We start from the raw sequence: 17,801 nt of genomic DNA on the forward strand, positions 1-17,801 counted from the left end.
AGTGCCGTTCCCCCTACTGCGCTCCGTCGCTGTCGCCGCAGCATCGGCTGTGGTGCTGGGAACCGGGGTGGCCTGGACCCAGATCCGCTCGTTCGAATCCGGCATCAACCACATCAGTTCCGCAGCGCTCGGTGGGGGCGGCGACGACGGTGCCATCGACATCCTGCTGGTAGGGATGGACAGTCGCACCGACGCCCACGGCAACCCGCTGTCCGCCGAGGAGCTGGAGACACTGCGTGCCGGCGACGACGTCTCGACCAACACCGACACGATCATCCTGATCCGCATTCCCAACAACGGGAAGTCGGCCACCGCCATCTCCATTCCGCGCGATTCGTACGTCAATGCGCCGGGCTGGGGAAAGATGAAGATCAACGGTGTGTTCGGGGACGTGAAGCTCGACCGGATGAAGCAACTCGTCGAGGTGGAGGGCGAAGATCCGGCCACCGCCGAACCGAAAGCCACCGAGGCCGCCCGCGAGGAACTGATCCAGACCGTCGCCGGGTTGACCGGTGTCACCGTCGATCACTACGCCGAGATCGGGTTGCTCGGCTTCGCGTTGATCACCGACGCCCTGGGCGGCGTCAACGTCTGCCTCAAAGATGCCGTCTACGAACCACTTTCGGGTGCCGATTTTCCCGCGGGCTGGCAGAAGCTCGACGGCCCGCAGGCCCTCAGCTTCGTACGCCAACGCCATGACCTACCGCGCGGCGACCTGGACCGGGTGACCCGGCAGCAGTCGGTCATGGCGTCGCTGGCCCATGAGGTGATCTCCAGCAAGACGCTGTCCAGCCCGGGCACCCTGGGTCGATTGAAGGACGCCGTCCAACGTTCGATGGTCATCTCCGACGGCTGGGACATCATGGATTTCGTCCAACAGCTGCAGAAGCTGGCAGCAGGCAGCGTGGCATTCGCCACCATCCCGATCCTGCGTGAGGACGGCTGGAGCGACGACGGCATGCAGAGCGTGGTCCGGGTGGATCCCGACCAGGTTCACGAGTGGGTGCAGGGCCTGCTGCAGGACCAGGACGCGGGCAAGACCGAACAACTCAGCTATTCCCCGGACAACACCACGGTCGAGGTGGTCAACGGCACCGACATCAACGGCCTGGCCGCCGCGGTGTCACAGGTGCTCGCCAACAAGGGGTTCGTGCCCGGCGCCACCGGGAATCACGAAGGTGCGCCACCGACGTCCAGCCAGGTGCTGGCTTCCACGGCCGACGACCTCGGCGCCCAGGCGGTGTCCAAGGATCTCGGTGGGCTGCCGGTGAACGAGGATTCGTCGCTGCCGCCCGGCGCGGTGCGGGTCGTTCTGGCCGCCGATTACACCGGGCCCGGCTCTGACGGCATGGACCCGTCGGCGGGAATCGTGGATCCGGCTTCTGCCGGCGACCCCTATAGCGACACCGGTGAGCAGAGCCCGCCGCCACCGCCGTCGCCGATCCTCAACGCGGGTTCGGACGATCCCAAGTGTGTGAACTGATCGCCCTCGGGTAAAACCAGAGGTTATGAGCACAGTCAGCGCTGCCGTCCTGGATCCGTTGTTGGCCGCGGACCCGGCGGGGCCACGGATCACCTACTACGACGACGCCACCGGTGAGCGGATCGAACTGTCGACGGTGACCATGGCCAACTGGGCCGCCAAGACCGCCAACCTGTTGCGCGACGAAATGGGAGCCGGCCCGGGCACGCGCGTGGCGGTGCTGTTGCCCGCGCACTGGCAAACCGCGGCGGTGCTGTTCGGAATCTGGTGGATCGGCGCCGAAGTCGTGCTGGGCGGGGACGCCGACGTGGCCCTGTGCATCCGGGATCGCCTCGATGAGGCCGACGAGGCGGTGTCCGGAGGCGAGGTCGCGGTGCTGTCGCTGGACCCGTTCGGCAAGTCGGCCGCGGATCTGCCCATCGGGGTCACCGACTACGCCACCGCGGTGCGGGTGCACGGCGATCAGATCGTGCCCGAGCGCGTCCCTGGTCCGGCACTGACCGGGCGTTCCGTTGCCGAGGTGCTGGAGGCGGCCCAAAATGCCGCTGCCACCCAGGGTTTCACCGCTGACGACCGCGTGTTGTCCACCGCGTCGTGGGCCACCCCGGATGAGCTGATCGCAAATCTGGTCGCGGTGTTCGCCGCCGGTGCGTCGCTGGTGCAGGTGACCAACCCCGATCCGGCCGCGATGGAGCGGCGCCGCACCACCGAGAAGGTCACCCGCGGCTAGGCTTCTTTCCGAGCCAGAACGCCCAATGGCCAGTTATTGCACGGCCTTTCGGTGAAAGTGTGCGTTAACTGGCCACTGGGCGGTGTTGGATTACTTGAGCAGGGCGCGGCTCATCACCACGCGCTGAATCTGGTTGGTGCCCTCGTAGATCTGGGTGATCTTGGCGTCACGCATCATCCGCTCGACCGGGAAGTCGACGGTGTAGCCGGCGCCACCGAACAGCTGCACCGCGTCGGTGGTGACCTCCATGGCCACATCCGAGGCCAGGCACTTGCTCGCCGCCGAGATGAATCCGAGGTGGCCCTCGCCACGCTCGGCACGTGCCGCAGCGTGATACACCATCAAACGGGCGGCCTCGACCTTCATCGCCATGTCGGCGAGCATGAACTGCACGCCCTGGTTGTCGCTGACCGGACGGCCGAACTGCTTGCGGTCCTTGGTGTATGCGATCGCGGCGTCCAACGCACCCTGAGCGATACCGACGGCTTGCGCACCGATCGTCGGGCGGGTGTGGTCGAGCGTCGCGAGTGCGGTCTTGAATCCGGTGCCGGGATCGCCGATGATCCGGTCGCCCGGAATGCGGCAGTTCTCGAAGTACAGCTCGGTGGTCGGGCTGCCCTTGATCCCGAGCTTGCGCTCCTTGGGCCCGACGACGAAGCCTTCGTCGTCCTTGTGGACCATGAACGCCGAAATTCCGTTGGCACCCTTGTCCGGATCGGTCACCGCCATCACGGTGTACCAGGCCGACTTGCCGCCGTTGGTGATCCAGCACTTGGCGCCGTTGAGGATCCAGCCGTCACCGTCGGCCTTGGCACGGGTCCGCATACCGGCGGCATCGCTGCCGGCCTCGCGCTCGCTCAAAGCGTAGGAGGCCATCGCCTCACCGGAGGCGATCGAGGGCAGCACCTGCTGCTTGAGCTCGTCGCTGCCGCGCAGGATCAGGCCCATCGTGCCCAGTTTGTTGACCGCCGGGATCAGCGAGGCCGAACAGTCGACGCGCGCGACCTCTTCGATGACGATGCAGGCCGCCACCGAATCCGCGCCCTGCCCGCCATAGGCCTCGGGCACATGCACCGCATTGAAACCCGACGCGTTCAGCGCATCGAGGGCTTCCTGCGGGAAACGCGCATTCTCGTCGACATCCGCAGCGTGCGGGGCGATCTCCTTCTCGGCCAGGGCGCGGATCGCGGCCCGCAGCTCCTGGTGCTCCTCAGGCAATTGAAAAAGATCAAACGACGGATTTCCGCCCCATTCAGCCATCATCGTCTCCTTCGCTGTCAGCGCTTGGCTTTCTTGGTTCAATCGTCGCCCGGACTGCACATCGAGTACATCGCCCTGCTACTTTTGGTACTCAGTACCATATCACCGGCACTCAGTACCCGACGGAGGTGTACCCATGCCCGGCCAGCCAAGCACTCGGGAGCGTCTGGTGAGCGCGGCATTCGACCTGTTCGAAGAACGCGGCTACGAGGCCACCAGCGTCGATGACATCGCGACCCGGGCGGGGGTGGGACGCACCACCGCGTTTCGTCAGTTCGGATCGAAAGAGGCGTTGATATTCCCCGATCACGAGACGTTGCTGCGCCGGGCCGACGAGAGGTTGGCGGCGACGCCGGCCGAAGCGCTGCCCGCCGAGGTCATCGCGCTGGCCACCACCTCGGTATTCGAGAACTACCTCGCCGAGGGTGAGCGCGCCCGCACGCGGTACGGGCTCACCCGCTCGGTACCGGCCCTGCGCGACTTCGAGACGGCCGTGGCCTCGCGCTATATCCGGATGTTCAGCAGGCACCTGCGGACCGCGCAGACCGAGGATTGGACGGCGGATCTGCGCGCCGAACTGTTCGCCAACGCCGTGGTCGTTGCACACAACCATGTGCTGCGCCGCTGGCTGCGCGGCGAGGCGACCAACCCGCGCTCGGACCTGGCCGAGGCGCTGGCCGCAACCTGGCCGATCTACCGGGGCGGCGCCGGCCGTACCGCAGTGGTGGTGCTGTCGACCGACGAACCGGTCGAATCGCTGACACCGCGCATTCGCGCGCTGATCGGCGACTGATTCACCCGTCGCCCAACAGGCGATCGCGCAACGCCGCGTCCTTCTCCAACACCATGGTTTCCAGGTCTGCCTGGAACTTCACCATCCGGTTCCGCAACGCGGCATCGGCTGAACCGAGGATCCGCACGGCCAGCAGGCCGGCATTGCGTGCTCCGCCGATGGAAACCGTGGCCACCGGTACCCCCGCGGGCATCTGCACGATGGACAGCAGCGAGTCCATCCCGTCGAGTCGGGCCAGTGGTACCGGCACTCCGATGACGGGAAGCGGGGTGGCAGAGGCCACCATGCCGGGCAGGTGGGCGGCGCCGCCGGCCCCCGCGATGATCACCTCGATACCTCGGTCGGCAGCGGTCTTGGCGTAGTCGAGCATGCGTTGTGGGGTGCGGTGCGCCGAGACCACACCGACCTCGAACGGCACCTCGAACTCGGCAAGCGCGGTGGCCGCGTCAGACATCACCGACCAGTCGCTGTCGCTGCCCATGATGAGCCCGACCCTGGCACTAGTTCCCGGCATGCTCATCCCATCCATCCGTCCACTCACCGTGTGACAACCAGTGCGCCGCCCGCACCGCACGCTCGCGAAGTTCATCCATGTCCGCACCGATGATATTGACGTGCCCGACCTTGCGTCCGGGCCGTTCGCCCTTGCCGTACAGGTGCACCTTCGCGTCGGGGATCCGTGCGAACAGGTGGTGCAACCGTTCGTCCATCGACATCGTCGGTGTCTGCGGCGCCCCGAGCACGTTGGCCATCACCGCTGCCGGGGCGATGGCCGAGGTGTCGCCCAGCGGGTAATCGAGCACGGCCCGCAGATGCTGCTCGAACTGGCTGGTTACCGCGCCATTCATGGTCCAGTGCCCGGAGTTGTGCGGCCGCATGGCCAGCTCGTTGACCAGCAGTCCGCCGTCGACCGTCTCGAACAACTCGACCGCCAGCACCCCGACGACGCCCAGCTCGTTGGCCACTCGCAGGCCGAGTTCCTGTGCGGCCGAACCGAGTTCGTCGGACAACCCGGGGGCCGGGGCGTACACCTCGACGCAGATGCCGTCGCGTTGCACGGTTTCGACGACGGGCCAGGCCGCGCCCTGCCCGAACGGCGAGCGTGCCACCAACGCGGCCAACTCCCGGCGCATCGCCACACGTTCCTCGGCCAGCACGGGCACTCCGTCGGCCAGGTAACCGGCCACGGTCTCGCGCGCGGTGGCCAGGTCGTCGGCCATCACCACGCCCTTGCCGTCGTAGCCGCCGCGCACGGTCTTGATCACCACCGGACCGTCGATCTGCTGCACGAACGCCTCGATGTCGGAGACCGAGGTGATCTCGGCGAAGCGCGGCACCGCGACGCCCAGGCTCTGCAGCTTGCGCCGCATCAGCAGCTTGTCCTGGGCATGCGCCAGCGCCTGTGGTGGTGGGTTGACCGTGACGCCCTCGGACACGAGTGTCTCGAGGTGTTCGGTCGGCACGTGCTCGTGGTCGAACGTCAGCACCGACGCTCCGTCCGCAGCCTTGCGCAGCGCATCCAGGTCGGTGTGCGAGCCGATGACGACGTCGGGGCTGACCTGCGCGGCGGATTCATCCGGCCCGGCGGACAGCACCCGCAGGGTCTGCCCCAGCGCGATGGCCGCCTGGTGCGTCATCCTCGCGAGCTGGCCTCCGCCGATCATCACCACGACAGGAGGTACCCCGCGCGAGGGGGAAGTCGGCTTCTCGGGAGTAGTCGGCACGCGCTCTATGGTGTCATGCGCGGATTCATGTCCTCGTCGTGACCGACGCATTGACCTGCGGTTAAGGTCCGGGGTCTGCAGCGATGCGGCATCTCACGGTGCATTTACGTACAATGTTCAGTTGTGTCCTTTGCCGATGCGACGATCGCTCGATTGCCGCAATTCGTCCGTCCCTATGCCGAGCGGCATCACGAACTGATCAAGTTCGCGATCGTCGGCGCGACGACGTTTGTCATCGATTCGGTGATCTTCTACACCCTCAAGCTCACTGTTCTGGAGCCCAAGCCGGTCACCGCCAAGATCATCGCCGGCATCGTCGCGGTCATCGCCTCCTACATCCTCAACCGGGAATGGAGCTTCCAGAACCGCGGCGGCCGCGAGCGCCACCACGAGGCCCTGCTGTTCTTCGGGGTCAGCGGCGTGGGTGTGCTGCTGTCGATGTTGCCGCTGTACTTCTCCAGCTATGTGCTTGGCCTGCGGGTGCCCGAGGTGTCGCTGACGACGGAGAACATCGCCGACTTCATCTCGGCGTACATTCTGGGCAATCTGCTACAGATGGCGTTCCGGTTCTGGGCGTTCCGGCGCTGGGTGTTCCCCGACGAGTTCGTCGGCAAGCCCGATCTGACGCTGGAGTCCGTGCTCACGGACGGCGGTATCGCCGAATCGCTGGAGAACCATGCCGAACTCCACCAGCCTGCGACCGTGACACCGCTGCGCCGGGTGGGCCGCCGCGCGAAGGCGCGTCAGCTGGGCGATGATTCGGACCCGGTGTCGAAGAGTTCCTGATACCGCAGTGAGCGCGACGCCGATTCGATGATCAAGGTGCCGGTGCGCATCAGCCGGTCGGCAAGCCCGTGTCAAACTCCTGGTCTTGACGTTGTCAGTTACATGTGAGTCGGAACAGCGCCGTTGTTCGCTGTCATGCTCCTGGTGCACCCTCAGAAGTGGGCCTATCGAGGAGGACACCGTGATCAACGACATGTTCGTGATGGAGATCCCGATCCTGGAGAAGATTCTGCGGACGGTGCTGGTCTACGCGGTGATCATCGTGTTGTTTCGGCTGACCGGCAAACGCGGCTTGGCCAGTCTCAACACCTTGGATTTTGTGGTGATCTTCCTGTTGAGCAATGTTGTGCAGAACGCGATCATCGGCGCAGACAACAGTCTGCTGGGCGGGGCGGTGGGCGCGGTGACGTTGGTGGCGGTCAACACTGCGCTCAACCGGCTGATCGCCGCCAGTCCAGTCGCAGCCCGGGTGTTCGAGGGCACGGCGACGACAGTGATCAGTGACGGTCGGGTCGACGGGCGGGCGATGCGGCGGCTCGGTTTGCGCCGCGGCGAGTTGGAGCATGCCGTCCGGATCCAGGACGGGGACACGACCGACGATGTGGAGCTGGGCCTGTTGGAGCCCAGCGGCCAGCTGGTCCTCACTCTCGCACCCCGCGCGCAGCCCGCGACCCGCGGCGACCTTGCGGTGCTACTCGCCCGCCTCGATCACATCGACCAGCAGTTGACGATCGCTCGCGGCCTCGGTCAGGGGTAACCCGCGCGAAAAGAAGCGGCCGTTCATCGCCGGTCGAGCTGCGGGAGAAGCGTCTCCCGCGCAAGGAGCAGGATTACGGCTGCGCGCTCAGTCCCGTGTCCCCTGCTGGGCTAGGCGTGATGACGCCTAGGCCGGTATCCGGCTCAGGCGTTTCGTTTGACCCATCCCACGATCGCTGTTGCGACGAACAGCACTGCGCCCACAACGATCAGCCAGAAGAGCCCTTTGATGAACACCCCGAGCAGGATGAGGATCACCCAGATCACAAGCAACGCGACAATGAGACCGATCACGGCGGACTCCTTCTTCTCAGGACCGGGGTCAGTCCTTGAAGACGTCCTTGACCTTCTCGCCGGCCTGCTTGATGTTGCCTTTGGCCTGATCCTTGCGGCCCTCGACCTCGGTGTCCCGGTCCCCTGTTGCCTGCCCGACCTTCTCCTTGGCCTTTCCAGCCAATTCTTCGGCCTTGTTCTTAGCCTTGTCGACGGCGCTCATGTGCTTCTCCCTATTTCGGGTGCGGGCCGTGCCGCGGGTTCGCGGCACGGGAATAACACAGCGTGGGAACGACATTCGCCACACGCCCAACCATCGGATACCCATCACGGCGATGTCTAACCGTTCTCGCGTACTCGGTGGACGAATCGCTACTACCCACGTTCGTTCGGGTTCGACAAGCGGTCGGCGGGCGGCGCTGCTGCAGATCCACGGTGGGTCTCCGGTGCGCGAGGCCGCTCGGGCGACTCAGCTTCCGTTGACTCGTAGTCCGGATCGATCGCGTCGGCGCGTTCCCAATCATTGTTGAGCTCCTCGCGAGACGCGGCCGCATCGAAAGTGTGTGCCTCCGCGCGGCGGCTCCGCGATAGAACTCGACCGGCCGCCTACCGTCTGGTCTGCGCTCTTATCGAGATTGCCCCGTCGGCGCGCACACCAAACGTCGAACCGCTTACCGGGCGAGTCGGGCGGAGGACTCGATCATGAGTGCGTGGACGAAGGCTTGGGGGATGTTGCCGCGCATCTGATGCTGGTGGGCGTCGTATTCCTCGCTGAACAGTTGTGGTGGCCCGCAGGCGGCTCGGGTGCGTTCGTACCACGCTCTGGCGTCGATAGCCTCCCCCTGTTGGTCGAGGCTGAGCGCGACCAGAAATCCGCAGAGTAGAAACGATCCTTCGGCGTCGCTCAGCGGCCGGTTGTCATGGCGGAAGCGGTAGGCGTAGCCGTCGCGAGTGAGGTCGTGCAGGTAGGCGTGCAGGGTCGCCGCGACGCGTGGATCGTCGGCCGGGATGGCACCGCGGAGCGCGGGTAGCAGCAGTGCGGCATCCAGGGCGGGGTCGTCGGGGGAACGTTGCCAGTGCCCGCCGGAGTGAAGGGCGTGGGTTGCCGTGTCGGCGACGATATGGTCTGCGAGGGTGAGGAACTCGGCGGACTGAACCGGGCTCGGATGGACCGCGGCGATGCCCCGCAGTCCGGCGGCGGCAGTGAGGCGGCTATGGGTCCACGCCCGGTTGTCGATCTCCCAGATGCCGGCGTCGGGCTGGCTCCAGCGGTGGCTGATGGCCGCGGCGGCGGTGTCGGCCGCGCGCCAGTTTTCGGTGGTCAGGCGGTCGTGGCGGGCGGCGGCGGCAAACAGCAGCAGAGCCTCGCCGTAGGCGTCGAGTTGGAACTGCCGGTTGACCCAGTTGCCGACGATGTCCGCTCCGCCCGGGTAGCCGGCCAGATCGAGGTGGCGCTGATCGGGCACGGGCGCACCGGTTGTCGTGTACGCGGGCGCGAGTTGGTCCCCGTGCTCGAGGAGCCGATCGCCGACGAATCCGACAGCGTCATCAAGCAGCGGGTGGGGTCCGGCGGCGGCGACGGCCTGGCCGGCGTAGCACTGATCACGGATCCACACATAGCGGTAGTCGTAGTTGCGCCCAGCTTCGGCGCGCTCCGGCAAGCTGGTGGTGGCGGCGGCGACCATTCCCCCGCCGGCAGAGGTCAACCCACGCAGCACCGCGTAGCTGCGGCGCGTGTCGCGTGGAGCCAGTACGTTCTCCAGCGCGGGAACGGCGTCGTGCCATGCGGTTTCGGTGGCGCGCCAGGCGGCACCGGGATCGACGGGACGCTCCGGCAAGGTGTCCTCGCTCAGTTCCAGTACCAGGTCGTGTTGCTCGCCTGCCTCAAGATGCAGGACGGTGTGCAGCACCTGGGTGTTGCGTCGCGGGCGGGCAGCACCACCGCCGCTCCACCGCACATTCAATCCGCCGCTGCGGCCGGTCCACACACCGTGATGGCGGTGCAAGTCGCTCAGCTCGTGTTCGCCGTATCCGGCCCGCGGCTCGAAGGACACCGTGAGCGTGGTGGCCCGTTCTAGGGCATGGAGCCGCCGCAGCAGGACGACGCGCCGTGCCTCGCCAGGAAAGGCAAGTGCCTCACGGCATTCCACGATGCCGTCCTCGGTGACCCAGCGGCTACGCCAGATCATCGACCGGTCCTCGTAGTACCCGCCCCACACGTAACGCCCGGTCGGTGTGACCGAATACTGGCCGGCGCCACCGATCAGAGAGGTGAAGACGGCGTCACTGTCCCAGCGGGGTACGCACATCCAGACGATCTCCCCTCGTGGCCCGACCACGGCTCCGCGTTCTCCGTCGGCCAGCAGCGCGTATTGCCGCAGTACCTCCGGTGCCATCACCGGCGCCGCCATAGCCACGCCGCGGCAAGTGCGCCCGTACCGGCGACCGCGGCACCTATTGGGCCGTGATGGTGGGAGGCCCACAGCTGCGGATCGCGTTCGTGTGACGTGTCATCGAAGACGCCGTGGGTGCCGAAGTCCCAACCGTCGCGGCCGTCGGCCGGCTCCCACAGATTCACCGGCGCGTCAAGGTCGCGGCGCTGCTTCGTCTGCTGCGAGTCGAAACCGGTCTTGGCGAGGTAACGGTCCAGCAGACCTGGGGCAATCGCGTTCGCGGCCAGGGTCACCATGGTGCTGGCCCCGACCCAGTACTCGCGTCGGTGGGGGTGGTCGGCGGCGAACAGCACACCGCGGGCAGCGAATTCGGGTTGGTAGATGGGTGGGACCGGTTGGGCGTGGCGGGGCAGCCGGGACAACACCCAGGAGAACTGCGGGGTATTGACCGCGGGCATCTGCACCATGGTGACGTGCACGTTGCTCTGGTGGTGCAACAGTTCGCAGCGCAGCGCTTCGTGGAAACCCTGGATCGCGTGTTTGGCGCCGCAGTACGCACTCTGCAGCGGGATGCCACGGTAGGCCAAAGCAGAGCCGACCTGCACGATCGTGCCCCGGTCGCGGGGCTTCATGTGTTTCAGGGCCGCCATGGTGGCGTACACGTAGCCGAGGTAGCTGACCTCGGTCACGCGCCGGTACTCCGCGGGGGTGATCTGGTCGAACGGGGAGAACACCGAGGTGAACGCGACGTTGACCCACACATCAATGGGGCCCAGCTCGGCCTCCACCCGGTCCGCCACCGCGAAGACCTGGTCCGGGTCTGCCACGTCGGCGGGCATTACGTGCGCGCTGCCGCCGGCCCGCTCGACTTGCGCTGCGGCACCGGCGAGGCCTTTTTCACCCCGCGCGACGAGCACCACGGTGTTCCCGCGGGCACCGAACGCGATGGCGCTGGCCCGGCCGATACCGCCGCTGGAACCTGTGACCACGATGATTGGCGGCATTGAAATCAACTCCTCGTTATGTTGTCCACCCCATTGCCCACATGTCGGGGTCGGACGGTTCGCCGCCGGCGGCGGCGAATTCCTGTAGCACCGAGACGAGTTCGACGCGCCGCGGCTTGGTCAGCTGCGCAAGGATGGGGGTAATCGCAGCCCGGCGATGCTGCATGACGGTGCGCACGACCCGTTCCCCGCCTGGGGTGAGGGTCAAGATCAACTGGCGACGGTTGGCGGGGTCGTCGGCGCGATGGATCAGCCCTTCGGCCACCATCCGGTCACACAGCCGGCTGGCTCTGCTCGGGTGCAGGTTCGCGGCGGCGGCCAATTCGCCCAGTGAGACCGACCCGCGACTGGAAATGACCACCAGGGCGCGCACCTGCGAGACATCCGCGACGCCTTCCACGGCGGCGATGGATTGCGCACTGAGCGTCACCAGGATCCGGCACGCGGCGAGCACAGCGTCCGCTTCTTCGTCCTGTACACCGGTGCGACGCGCCGCTGGGCGCATATTCGTCATCCACCGAGTCTCCACTCAACCATTGCCACTCGCAACAATTGCGAGCCGCAACAATTGCGCGTACACCGGAGTGGAGAGGTTTTCGGTGTTCCGCCGTGGGGTATCACGTCTACCGGCTTCCGGTTCGGAGGACATGAAGTCCGAGTTCGGTCGTGGTTTTCCCGGGCTGATGGCGAACGAGAGGATGACGATGACCAAGACCGTCGCAGACGTGCTGCTGGCGCGACTACGTGAATGGAATATCAAGCAGGTCTTCGCCTTTCCCGGTGACGGCATCAACGGATTGCTCGCCGCGTGGGGACGAGCCGACAACGATCCGCAGTTCGTCCAGGCCCGCCATGAAGAAATGGCCGCGTTCGAGGCGGTCGGCTACGCGAAGTTCTCCGGACACGTCGCGGTCTGTGCGGCAACCAGCGGGCCGGGGGCGGTTCATCTGCTCAACGGCCTGTACGACGCGAAGCTCGACCACGTCCCGGTGGTGGCGATCGTTGGCCAGACCGAGCGCAGCGCCATGGGCGGGTCCTACCAGCAGGAGGTTGATCTGCTCACCCTGTTCAAGGATGTCTGCAGTGACTACGTCCAGATGTGCACCGTGCCAAAGCAATTGCCCAACCTGATCGACCGCGCGATCCGCATCGCACTCAGCGCGTCCGCCCCGACCTGCATCATCATCCCCTCCGACGTCTTCGACCTGAAATACGAGGCGCCCGAGCATGCGTTCAAACAGGTGCCCTCCAGCGTCGGCATGTCATCCTCGACGGTGACGGCCGACCCTGTCGCGGTACGCCAGGCCGCCGACCTCCTCAACGCCGGAGAGAAAGTCGCGCTGCTGGTCGGACAGGGAGCCCGCGGGTGCGTCCCCGAACTCACCCAGATCGCCGACCTGCTCGGCGCCGGTGTGGCGAAGGCACTGCTGGGCAAGGACGTGCTGTCCGATGAACTGCCGTGGGTGACCGGCTCCATCGGGCTGCTCGGCACGATTCCGTCGTACAAGATGATGATGGGCTGCGACACGCTGCTGACCGTGGGCTCCAACTTCCCCTACACACAGTTCCTGCCCAGGCTGGATCAGGCCCGCGCTGTGCAGATCGACCGCTCCGGTGCATGGATCGGGATGCGTTACCCGTATGAACTGAATCTGGTCGGTGACGCCAAATCGACGCTGCAGGCGTTGATCCCGCTGCTGGAACGCAAGAGCGACCGTTCCTGGCGCGAAGGCATCGAAGAAGACGTCGCCGACTGGTGGGAAACGGTGCAGCGGCGGGCCATGACCGACGCCGACCCGGTCAACCCGATGCGCATCTTTCACGAACTGTCTAAACGCCTGCCGTCGAATGCGATCGTTGCCGCGGACTCGGGAAGCTCCGCGAACTGGTATGCCCGGCAATTGAAGTTCCATGGCGACATCCGCGGCTCACTGTCGGGGACGCTGGCCACGATGGGCCCCGGCGTGCCGTATGTGATCGGCGCCAAATGGGCGCATCCGGACCGGCCCGCCATCGCGATGGTGGGCGACGGGGCCATGCAGATGAACGGCATGGCCGAACTCATCACCGTCGCGCACTACTGGCGGCAATGGGCGGACCCGCGACTGATTGTGGCGATCCTGCACAACAACGACCTCAACCAGGTCACCTGGGAACTCCGCGCGATGGGGGGCGCACCCAAGTTCGCCGAGTCCCAGACCCTGCCCGACGTCGACTTCGCCGCCTTCGCCCGTACCCTCGGCCTGGCGGGCGTCAACATCGACACCCCTGATGCGATCGGCCCGGCTTGGGATCAGGCGTTGGCCGCCGATCGACCGACGGTGCTCGACATCAGATGCGACCCGGACGTTCCACCCATCCCGCCGCACGCCACCTTCGCCGAGGCCAAAGCCACGGCCACGGCGGTCTTGAAGGGCGACGAGAACTCCTGGGGCTTCATCAAACAAGGCGTGAAACAGAAAGCGCAGCAATACCTTCCCGGCACCAAGGAGGAGGATTGACATGCGCAGGCATCGTAAGACGATGGTCGCCGAGGCCGTCCGCGATGTCCGCACCGGCCGGTTTGAACGCAGCCTGTCCGCCCTGACCGCGGCAGGAGCGGTCATCACCGCGGCCGAGATCTACATGTCGCATGACGGGGCCAGCTTCGGCAACAAGATGATGTGGTGGCCCATCGTGATCGTCCCGACAGCAGCCCCGGCCGGGATAGCGTCGGTGTTCTCCCGCCGCGCTGCACACACCGTGCTGCCGCTCGCCTCGGCGGCCATCGTCGTCAACGGTCTGCAAGGCAGCTACCTGCACCTGCGGGGCGTCGCGCAGCGCCCCGGTGGGATCACCCGCTACAACCTGGAGTCCGGTCCGCCGGTGTTCGCCCCGCTGCTGGCCTCCCTCGTCGGCGGCATGGGCCTGTTGGCCGCGGTGCTGCGCCGCGAAGGCCATCAATCACGAGGCGATGGGTAGATGCCATTCCGTGGCCGCGGACGCCATGCCGTCACCCCCCAGCACCGAGGCCGCTACCCGGGCTTCGACGTACTGGATCACGTCGACGCCTGGGATGACGTCACCGCCGGGGTCGTCCTCGGCCGGCTCGCCCAGCCCGGCTCATTGGCGTTCTTCACCCCTGAGGAGGCTGGGATCGCGGCGCCTCTACTGGATCTTCTGCTCGCCCAGGACAGCGAGCCACGAGTGCCCGTGCTGGCCCTGATCGACGCCAGACTGGCGGCTGGCGAGACCGATGGCTGGCACTACGACGATCTGCCCCAGGACCCTCAAGCGTGGCGTGACACGCTGCGTTTCCTTGGCGAGGAGGGGTTCTCGCGATTGCGCAGCGATGAGCAAGCTGCGGCGATCCAGACCGTCCAAGATCTCAGCGTCCAGGACCAGACCTGGCATGGCCTGTCCGCCGACCACGTGTGGAGTCTGTGGACCCGCTACGCGTGCACCGCGTTCTACTCCCACCCCTGGGCGTGGAACGAGATCGGGTTTCCCGGTCCCGCCTACCCGCGCGGCTACCTCAATCGTGGCGTCGACTCGCGCGAGCACTGGGAGGTCGCCGACCACGGCACCGAGGACAGCGACGTCGATCCGGTCCCATTCGCCGACCGGGTGGAGCGGGCCCGCCATGCGAAGTAACTACCGCAAGATCCGCGCCCGCAACGACTCGGCGTGGTTGATCCCCAACGACGGATCGCGCACCAACCACCAACTGCGGGCGGGCATGCGCCGATACGGCGAGGATGACGAGGTCGACCTCGTGGTGGTCGGCGCCGGTGCTGGCGGCAGCGTGCTCACCCAACGACTGGCCCGAGCGGGCTGGCGGGTGGTCTGCCTGGATGCGGGCCCGTTCTGGGACCCCGACACCGACTGGGTTTCCGATGAACGTGGCGCGCACACCCTGTACTGGACCGAGCCGCGCCAGATCGGCGGACGTAACCCGGTTCCGTTGGGCTCCAACAACTCCGGACGTGGAGTGGGCGGATCGATGGTTCACTATGCAGGGTACACCCCCCGCTTTCACCCGTCGGACTTCTCGACCTTCACCAACGACGGCGTCGGCGCAGACTGGCCGTTGGATTACCACGACCTCAAGCCGTTCTACGAATTGATCGAACAGGAACTGCCGGTGGCCGGAGAGGACTGGCCCTGGGGTGACGCACACAGCTACCCGCATCATGCGCACCCGGTAGGCGGCAACGGCGAGATCTTCCTGCGCGGCGCGAAAACCGCGGGCATCGAGGTGCGGGTAGGTCCGGTGGCAATTCCCAACGGGCGCTTCGGCAATCGGCCGCACTGCATCTACCGCGGGTTCTGCCTTCAGGGGTGCAAGGTCAACGCCAAAGCCAGCCCGCTGATCACCCACATCCCCGACGCGCTGGCCCACGGTGCCGAGATCCGCCCCGACGCCATGGTCACCCGCGTCGTCGTCGACGACCGTGCCGGCGCCGTGACCGGCGTCGACTACCGCCATGCCGGTCGCGAGCACCACCAACGGGCCCGTGCCGTGGCCGTCGCCGGATACTCGATCGAGACGCCGCGGTTGCTCCTGATGTCCGCCACCGACCGCTACCCGGCCGGACTGGGCAATGACCACGACCAGGTCGGGCGCTACCTGATGGTCCAGGGCGCCCCGCAAACCGCGGGTCGCTTCGACGACGAGGTCCGGATGTACAAAGCACCACCGCCCGAGGTGTCCAGCGAGCAGTTCTACGAGACCGATCCCACCAAGGGATACAAACGCGGCTGGTCCATTCAGACGGTCAGCCCACTGCCGATCACCTGGGCCGAACATGTTATCGCCCAGGGACATTGGGGCGCCACACTGCGGGAGTACATGCGCGACTACGTCCATTGGGCGACCTTGGGCGCGCTGTGCGAATACCTGCCTCAAGCCGACAACCGGGTCACCCTGGCCGATGAGAAGGATCGGCACGGGCTGCCCGTCGCGCACTTCTCCTACAGTCAGTGCGACAACGACAAGCAGTTGACCAAGGCCGCCACCACCACGATGGAGGAAATCCTGCGGGGCGCGGGGGCCACCGAGGTGATGACCATCGACCGCTACGCCCACCTGGTCGGCGGAGCCCGAATGGCCGCACGCGCCGAGGACGGCGTGGTGGACCGCGATCACCGAGTCTTCGGAATCCCCAATCTTTATATCGTCGACGGCAGCACGCTGCCGACCCAAGGCTCGGCCAACCCGGCCCTGACCATCATGGCGCTGGCGGCCCGGGCCGCCAGCCGGCTCATCAAGCTCGGGCGCTGTGGCCTCACCGAGCAGCAGAGCGTGCCATGACCATTCCCGACAGCCCGAAGATCACTGGCCTCACCACCGCCGCGTACACATTCCCGACCCCCGAGCCGGAGGCCGACGGCACCCTGCAGTGGAAGGCCACCACCGCGGTCACTGTGGCACTGACCGCCGGCGGGCAGACCGGGCTGGGCTGGACCTACAGCAGCCCGGCCACAGCGGCGGTCATTCGCGACGAGCTGGGTGACGTGGTGTGCGCCCGCGACGCCCTCGACATCGCCGCGGGCTGGTCGGCGATGCACCGCGCCGGCCGCAACCTGGGCACCCGCGGTCTGGTCATGCAGGCGATCAGCGCGGTCGACATCGCCTGGTGGGACCTGAAAGCCCGGCTGCTCGACGTTCCACTGTCGGTGCTGTTGGGCCGCTGTCACAGTGAGGTACCGATCTACGGTTCCGGCGGGTTCACCACCCTTTCTGACGACCAGCTGGCCGAGCAGATCGAATGCTGGCAGGACGCCGGGTGTACCGCGATGAAGATCAAGATCGGCGAATCGTGGGGTACCCACATCGGCCGTGATCTCGCGCGCGTCGAATGGCTGCGAAAACTTGCCGGCACCCCCACCGAGCTGATGGTCGACGCCAATGGCGGCTACCGCGTGGGAGCCGCCCGCCGTGTCGGCGCAGCCCTCGACGACCTCGGTGTCACCTGGTTCGAGGAACCCGTCAGCAGCGACGACACCGACGGTCTGGCCGCCCTGCGCTCCGCGTTGCGCTGCGACATCGCCGCGGGCGAATACGCCGCCGACGTCTACGACATCCGGGCCCTCATCCCGGTGGTCGACTGCCTGCAGCTTGACGCCACCCGCTGCGGGGGCTTCACCGGCTGGCTCCGCGGTGCCGCGCTGGCCCAGTCGCAGAACCTTCAAGTTTCCACACACTGCGCGCCCTCCCTGCACGCATTCGTGGCCGCCGCCGTGCCGAACCTGCGCCACGTCGAATGGTTCATCGACCACGCCCGCCTCGAACCACTGTTGGTGGACGGGCTGCCCACCGCGCGCGGCGGGGCACTGCATCCCGACAACGCCCGGCCCGGACACGGCATGAGCCTTCGCTACGACGCCGAAAAGTGGTGCACGACATGATGCCTCCACCTGGCTCCTCGCGGCGCGTCGCGGTCAACCTTGATCGGTCTCACTTCCGGGAGGCACGGTGGCGACTCCTCGCCGAGGGAATCCTGTTGCTGGCGTTGAGTATTGCCGGACTGATAGCGGGCCGGACCCGCCCCTGCGGGTTCCGGCGGCGGCTCGGACTGGGAGTTGACCTTGACTCCGATCCACCGCTGGCTGCTGAT

The 17,801-nt window shown here is 66.7% G+C and carries 18 protein-coding genes and 1 pseudogene; 10 read left to right on the forward strand and 9 right to left on the reverse strand.

Features of this window, described 5'->3' with window-relative positions:
* Position 1 precedes the first annotated feature (1 nt).
* Positions 2–1,483, forward strand: coding sequence for an LCP family protein (locus G6N44_RS09680; protein WP_163663485.1), 1,482 nt, complete (start codon positions 2–4; stop codon positions 1,481–1,483).
* A gap of 25 nt (positions 1,484–1,508) precedes the next feature.
* On the forward strand, positions 1,509–2,213 hold the full coding sequence (locus G6N44_RS09685; protein ID WP_163663487.1) for a TIGR03089 family protein: 705 nt from the start codon (positions 1,509–1,511) through the stop codon (positions 2,211–2,213).
* A 90-nt stretch (positions 2,214–2,303) separates the two neighbouring features.
* On the opposite strand, the gene G6N44_RS09690 is transcribed toward G6N44_RS09685, so the two are convergent.
* Positions 2,304–3,473: an acyl-CoA dehydrogenase gene (locus G6N44_RS09690; RefSeq protein WP_163663489.1), complete on the reverse strand. Its 1,170-nt coding sequence runs from the start codon at positions 3,471–3,473 to the stop codon at positions 2,304–2,306.
* A 136-nt stretch (positions 3,474–3,609) separates the two neighbouring features.
* Between G6N44_RS09690 and G6N44_RS09695 the strand changes: the two genes are divergently transcribed.
* Positions 3,610–4,266, forward strand: a complete 657-nt coding sequence (locus tag G6N44_RS09695; RefSeq protein WP_163663491.1) for a TetR/AcrR family transcriptional regulator — start codon at positions 3,610–3,612, stop codon at positions 4,264–4,266.
* A gap of 1 nt (position 4,267) precedes the next feature.
* Here the strand turns inward: G6N44_RS09695 and purE are convergent, their stop codons facing one another.
* Together purE and G6N44_RS09705 are read right to left on the reverse strand one after the other, a co-directional pair.
* Positions 4,268–4,780 carry a 5-(carboxyamino)imidazole ribonucleotide mutase gene (gene purE, locus G6N44_RS09700; protein WP_163663493.1) on the reverse strand — a complete coding sequence of 171 codons (513 nt, stop codon included), beginning with the start codon at positions 4,778–4,780 and terminating at the stop codon, positions 4,268–4,270.
* The gene (locus G6N44_RS09705) at positions 4,767–5,930 is read right to left on the reverse strand and encodes a 5-(carboxyamino)imidazole ribonucleotide synthase (protein ID WP_235683062.1); all 1,164 of its coding nucleotides are present in this window, start codon (positions 5,928–5,930) and stop codon (positions 4,767–4,769) included. The genes purE and G6N44_RS09705 overlap by 14 nt, the downstream gene beginning before the upstream one ends.
* A gap of 183 nt (positions 5,931–6,113) precedes the next feature.
* On the opposite strand from G6N44_RS09705, the gene G6N44_RS09710 reads away from it, so the two are divergent.
* Positions 6,114–6,776 (forward strand): GtrA family protein, encoded by a 663-nt coding sequence (locus G6N44_RS09710; RefSeq protein ID WP_163663495.1) that lies wholly within the window; start codon positions 6,114–6,116, stop codon positions 6,774–6,776.
* Here G6N44_RS09710 and G6N44_RS29840 read toward each other — a convergent pair.
* Positions 6,734–6,847: pseudogene (locus G6N44_RS29840) on the reverse strand (PH domain-containing protein); the annotation flags it as partial. The gene G6N44_RS09710 and the pseudogene G6N44_RS29840 sit on opposite strands and share 43 nt — an antisense overlap.
* 110 nt (positions 6,848–6,957) lie before the next feature.
* Here G6N44_RS29840 and G6N44_RS09720 point away from each other — a divergent pair.
* Positions 6,958–7,533, forward strand: a complete 576-nt coding sequence (locus tag G6N44_RS09720; RefSeq protein ID WP_163663497.1) for a DUF421 domain-containing protein — start codon at positions 6,958–6,960, stop codon at positions 7,531–7,533.
* Positions 7,534–7,676: 143 nt separating this feature from the next.
* Here the strand turns inward: G6N44_RS09720 and G6N44_RS09725 are convergent, their stop codons facing one another.
* From G6N44_RS09725 to G6N44_RS09745, 5 genes are all read right to left on the reverse strand, one after another.
* Entirely contained in the window at positions 7,677–7,826 is a 150-nt protein-coding gene (locus G6N44_RS09725) for a hypothetical protein (protein ID WP_163660019.1), read from the reverse strand.
* Positions 7,827–7,854: 28 nt separating this feature from the next.
* Entirely contained in the window at positions 7,855–8,028 is a 174-nt protein-coding gene (locus G6N44_RS09730) for a CsbD family protein (RefSeq protein WP_163663499.1), read from the reverse strand.
* Positions 8,029–8,476: 448 nt separating this feature from the next.
* The gene (locus tag G6N44_RS09735; RefSeq protein ID WP_163663501.1) at positions 8,477–10,216 is read right to left on the reverse strand and encodes a glycoside hydrolase family 15 protein; all 1,740 of its coding nucleotides are present in this window, start codon (positions 10,214–10,216) and stop codon (positions 8,477–8,479) included.
* Positions 10,201–11,202 carry an SDR family oxidoreductase gene (locus G6N44_RS09740; protein ID WP_163663503.1) on the reverse strand — a complete coding sequence of 334 codons (1,002 nt, stop codon included), beginning with the start codon at positions 11,200–11,202 and terminating at the stop codon, positions 10,201–10,203. Before G6N44_RS09740 ends, G6N44_RS09735 begins: the two co-directional genes overlap by 16 nt.
* Before the next feature lie 16 nt (positions 11,203–11,218).
* Positions 11,219–11,716, reverse strand: coding sequence for a MarR family winged helix-turn-helix transcriptional regulator (locus tag G6N44_RS09745; protein WP_163663504.1), 498 nt, complete (start codon positions 11,714–11,716; stop codon positions 11,219–11,221).
* Between the two features lie 190 nt (positions 11,717–11,906).
* Here G6N44_RS09745 and G6N44_RS09750 point away from each other — a divergent pair, with 190 nt between their 5' ends.
* The 5 genes from G6N44_RS09750 (at position 11,907) to G6N44_RS09770 (ending at position 17,592) form a co-directional block, all read left to right on the forward strand.
* Entirely contained in the window at positions 11,907–13,703 is a 1,797-nt protein-coding gene (locus tag G6N44_RS09750) for a thiamine pyrophosphate-requiring protein (RefSeq protein WP_163663506.1), read from the forward strand.
* Between the two features lies 1 nt (position 13,704).
* Positions 13,705–14,163, forward strand: a complete 459-nt coding sequence (locus G6N44_RS09755) for a hypothetical protein (protein ID WP_235682985.1) — start codon at positions 13,705–13,707, stop codon at positions 14,161–14,163.
* The gene (locus tag G6N44_RS09760) at positions 14,164–14,835 is read left to right on the forward strand and encodes a gluconate 2-dehydrogenase subunit 3 family protein (protein WP_163663509.1); all 672 of its coding nucleotides are present in this window, start codon (positions 14,164–14,166) and stop codon (positions 14,833–14,835) included.
* A gap of 85 nt (positions 14,836–14,920) precedes the next feature.
* The gene (locus G6N44_RS09765) at positions 14,921–16,495 is read left to right on the forward strand and encodes a GMC family oxidoreductase (protein ID WP_235683063.1); all 1,575 of its coding nucleotides are present in this window, start codon (positions 14,921–14,923) and stop codon (positions 16,493–16,495) included.
* Entirely contained in the window at positions 16,492–17,592 is a 1,101-nt protein-coding gene (locus G6N44_RS09770) for an enolase C-terminal domain-like protein (RefSeq protein WP_163663513.1), read from the forward strand. The genes G6N44_RS09765 and G6N44_RS09770 overlap by 4 nt, the downstream gene beginning before the upstream one ends.
* Positions 17,593–17,801: the final 209 nt, after the last annotated feature.

The organism is Mycolicibacterium alvei (assembly GCF_010727325.1).
GTDB classification, from domain to species: domain Bacteria; phylum Actinomycetota; class Actinomycetes; order Mycobacteriales; family Mycobacteriaceae; genus Mycobacterium; species Mycobacterium alvei.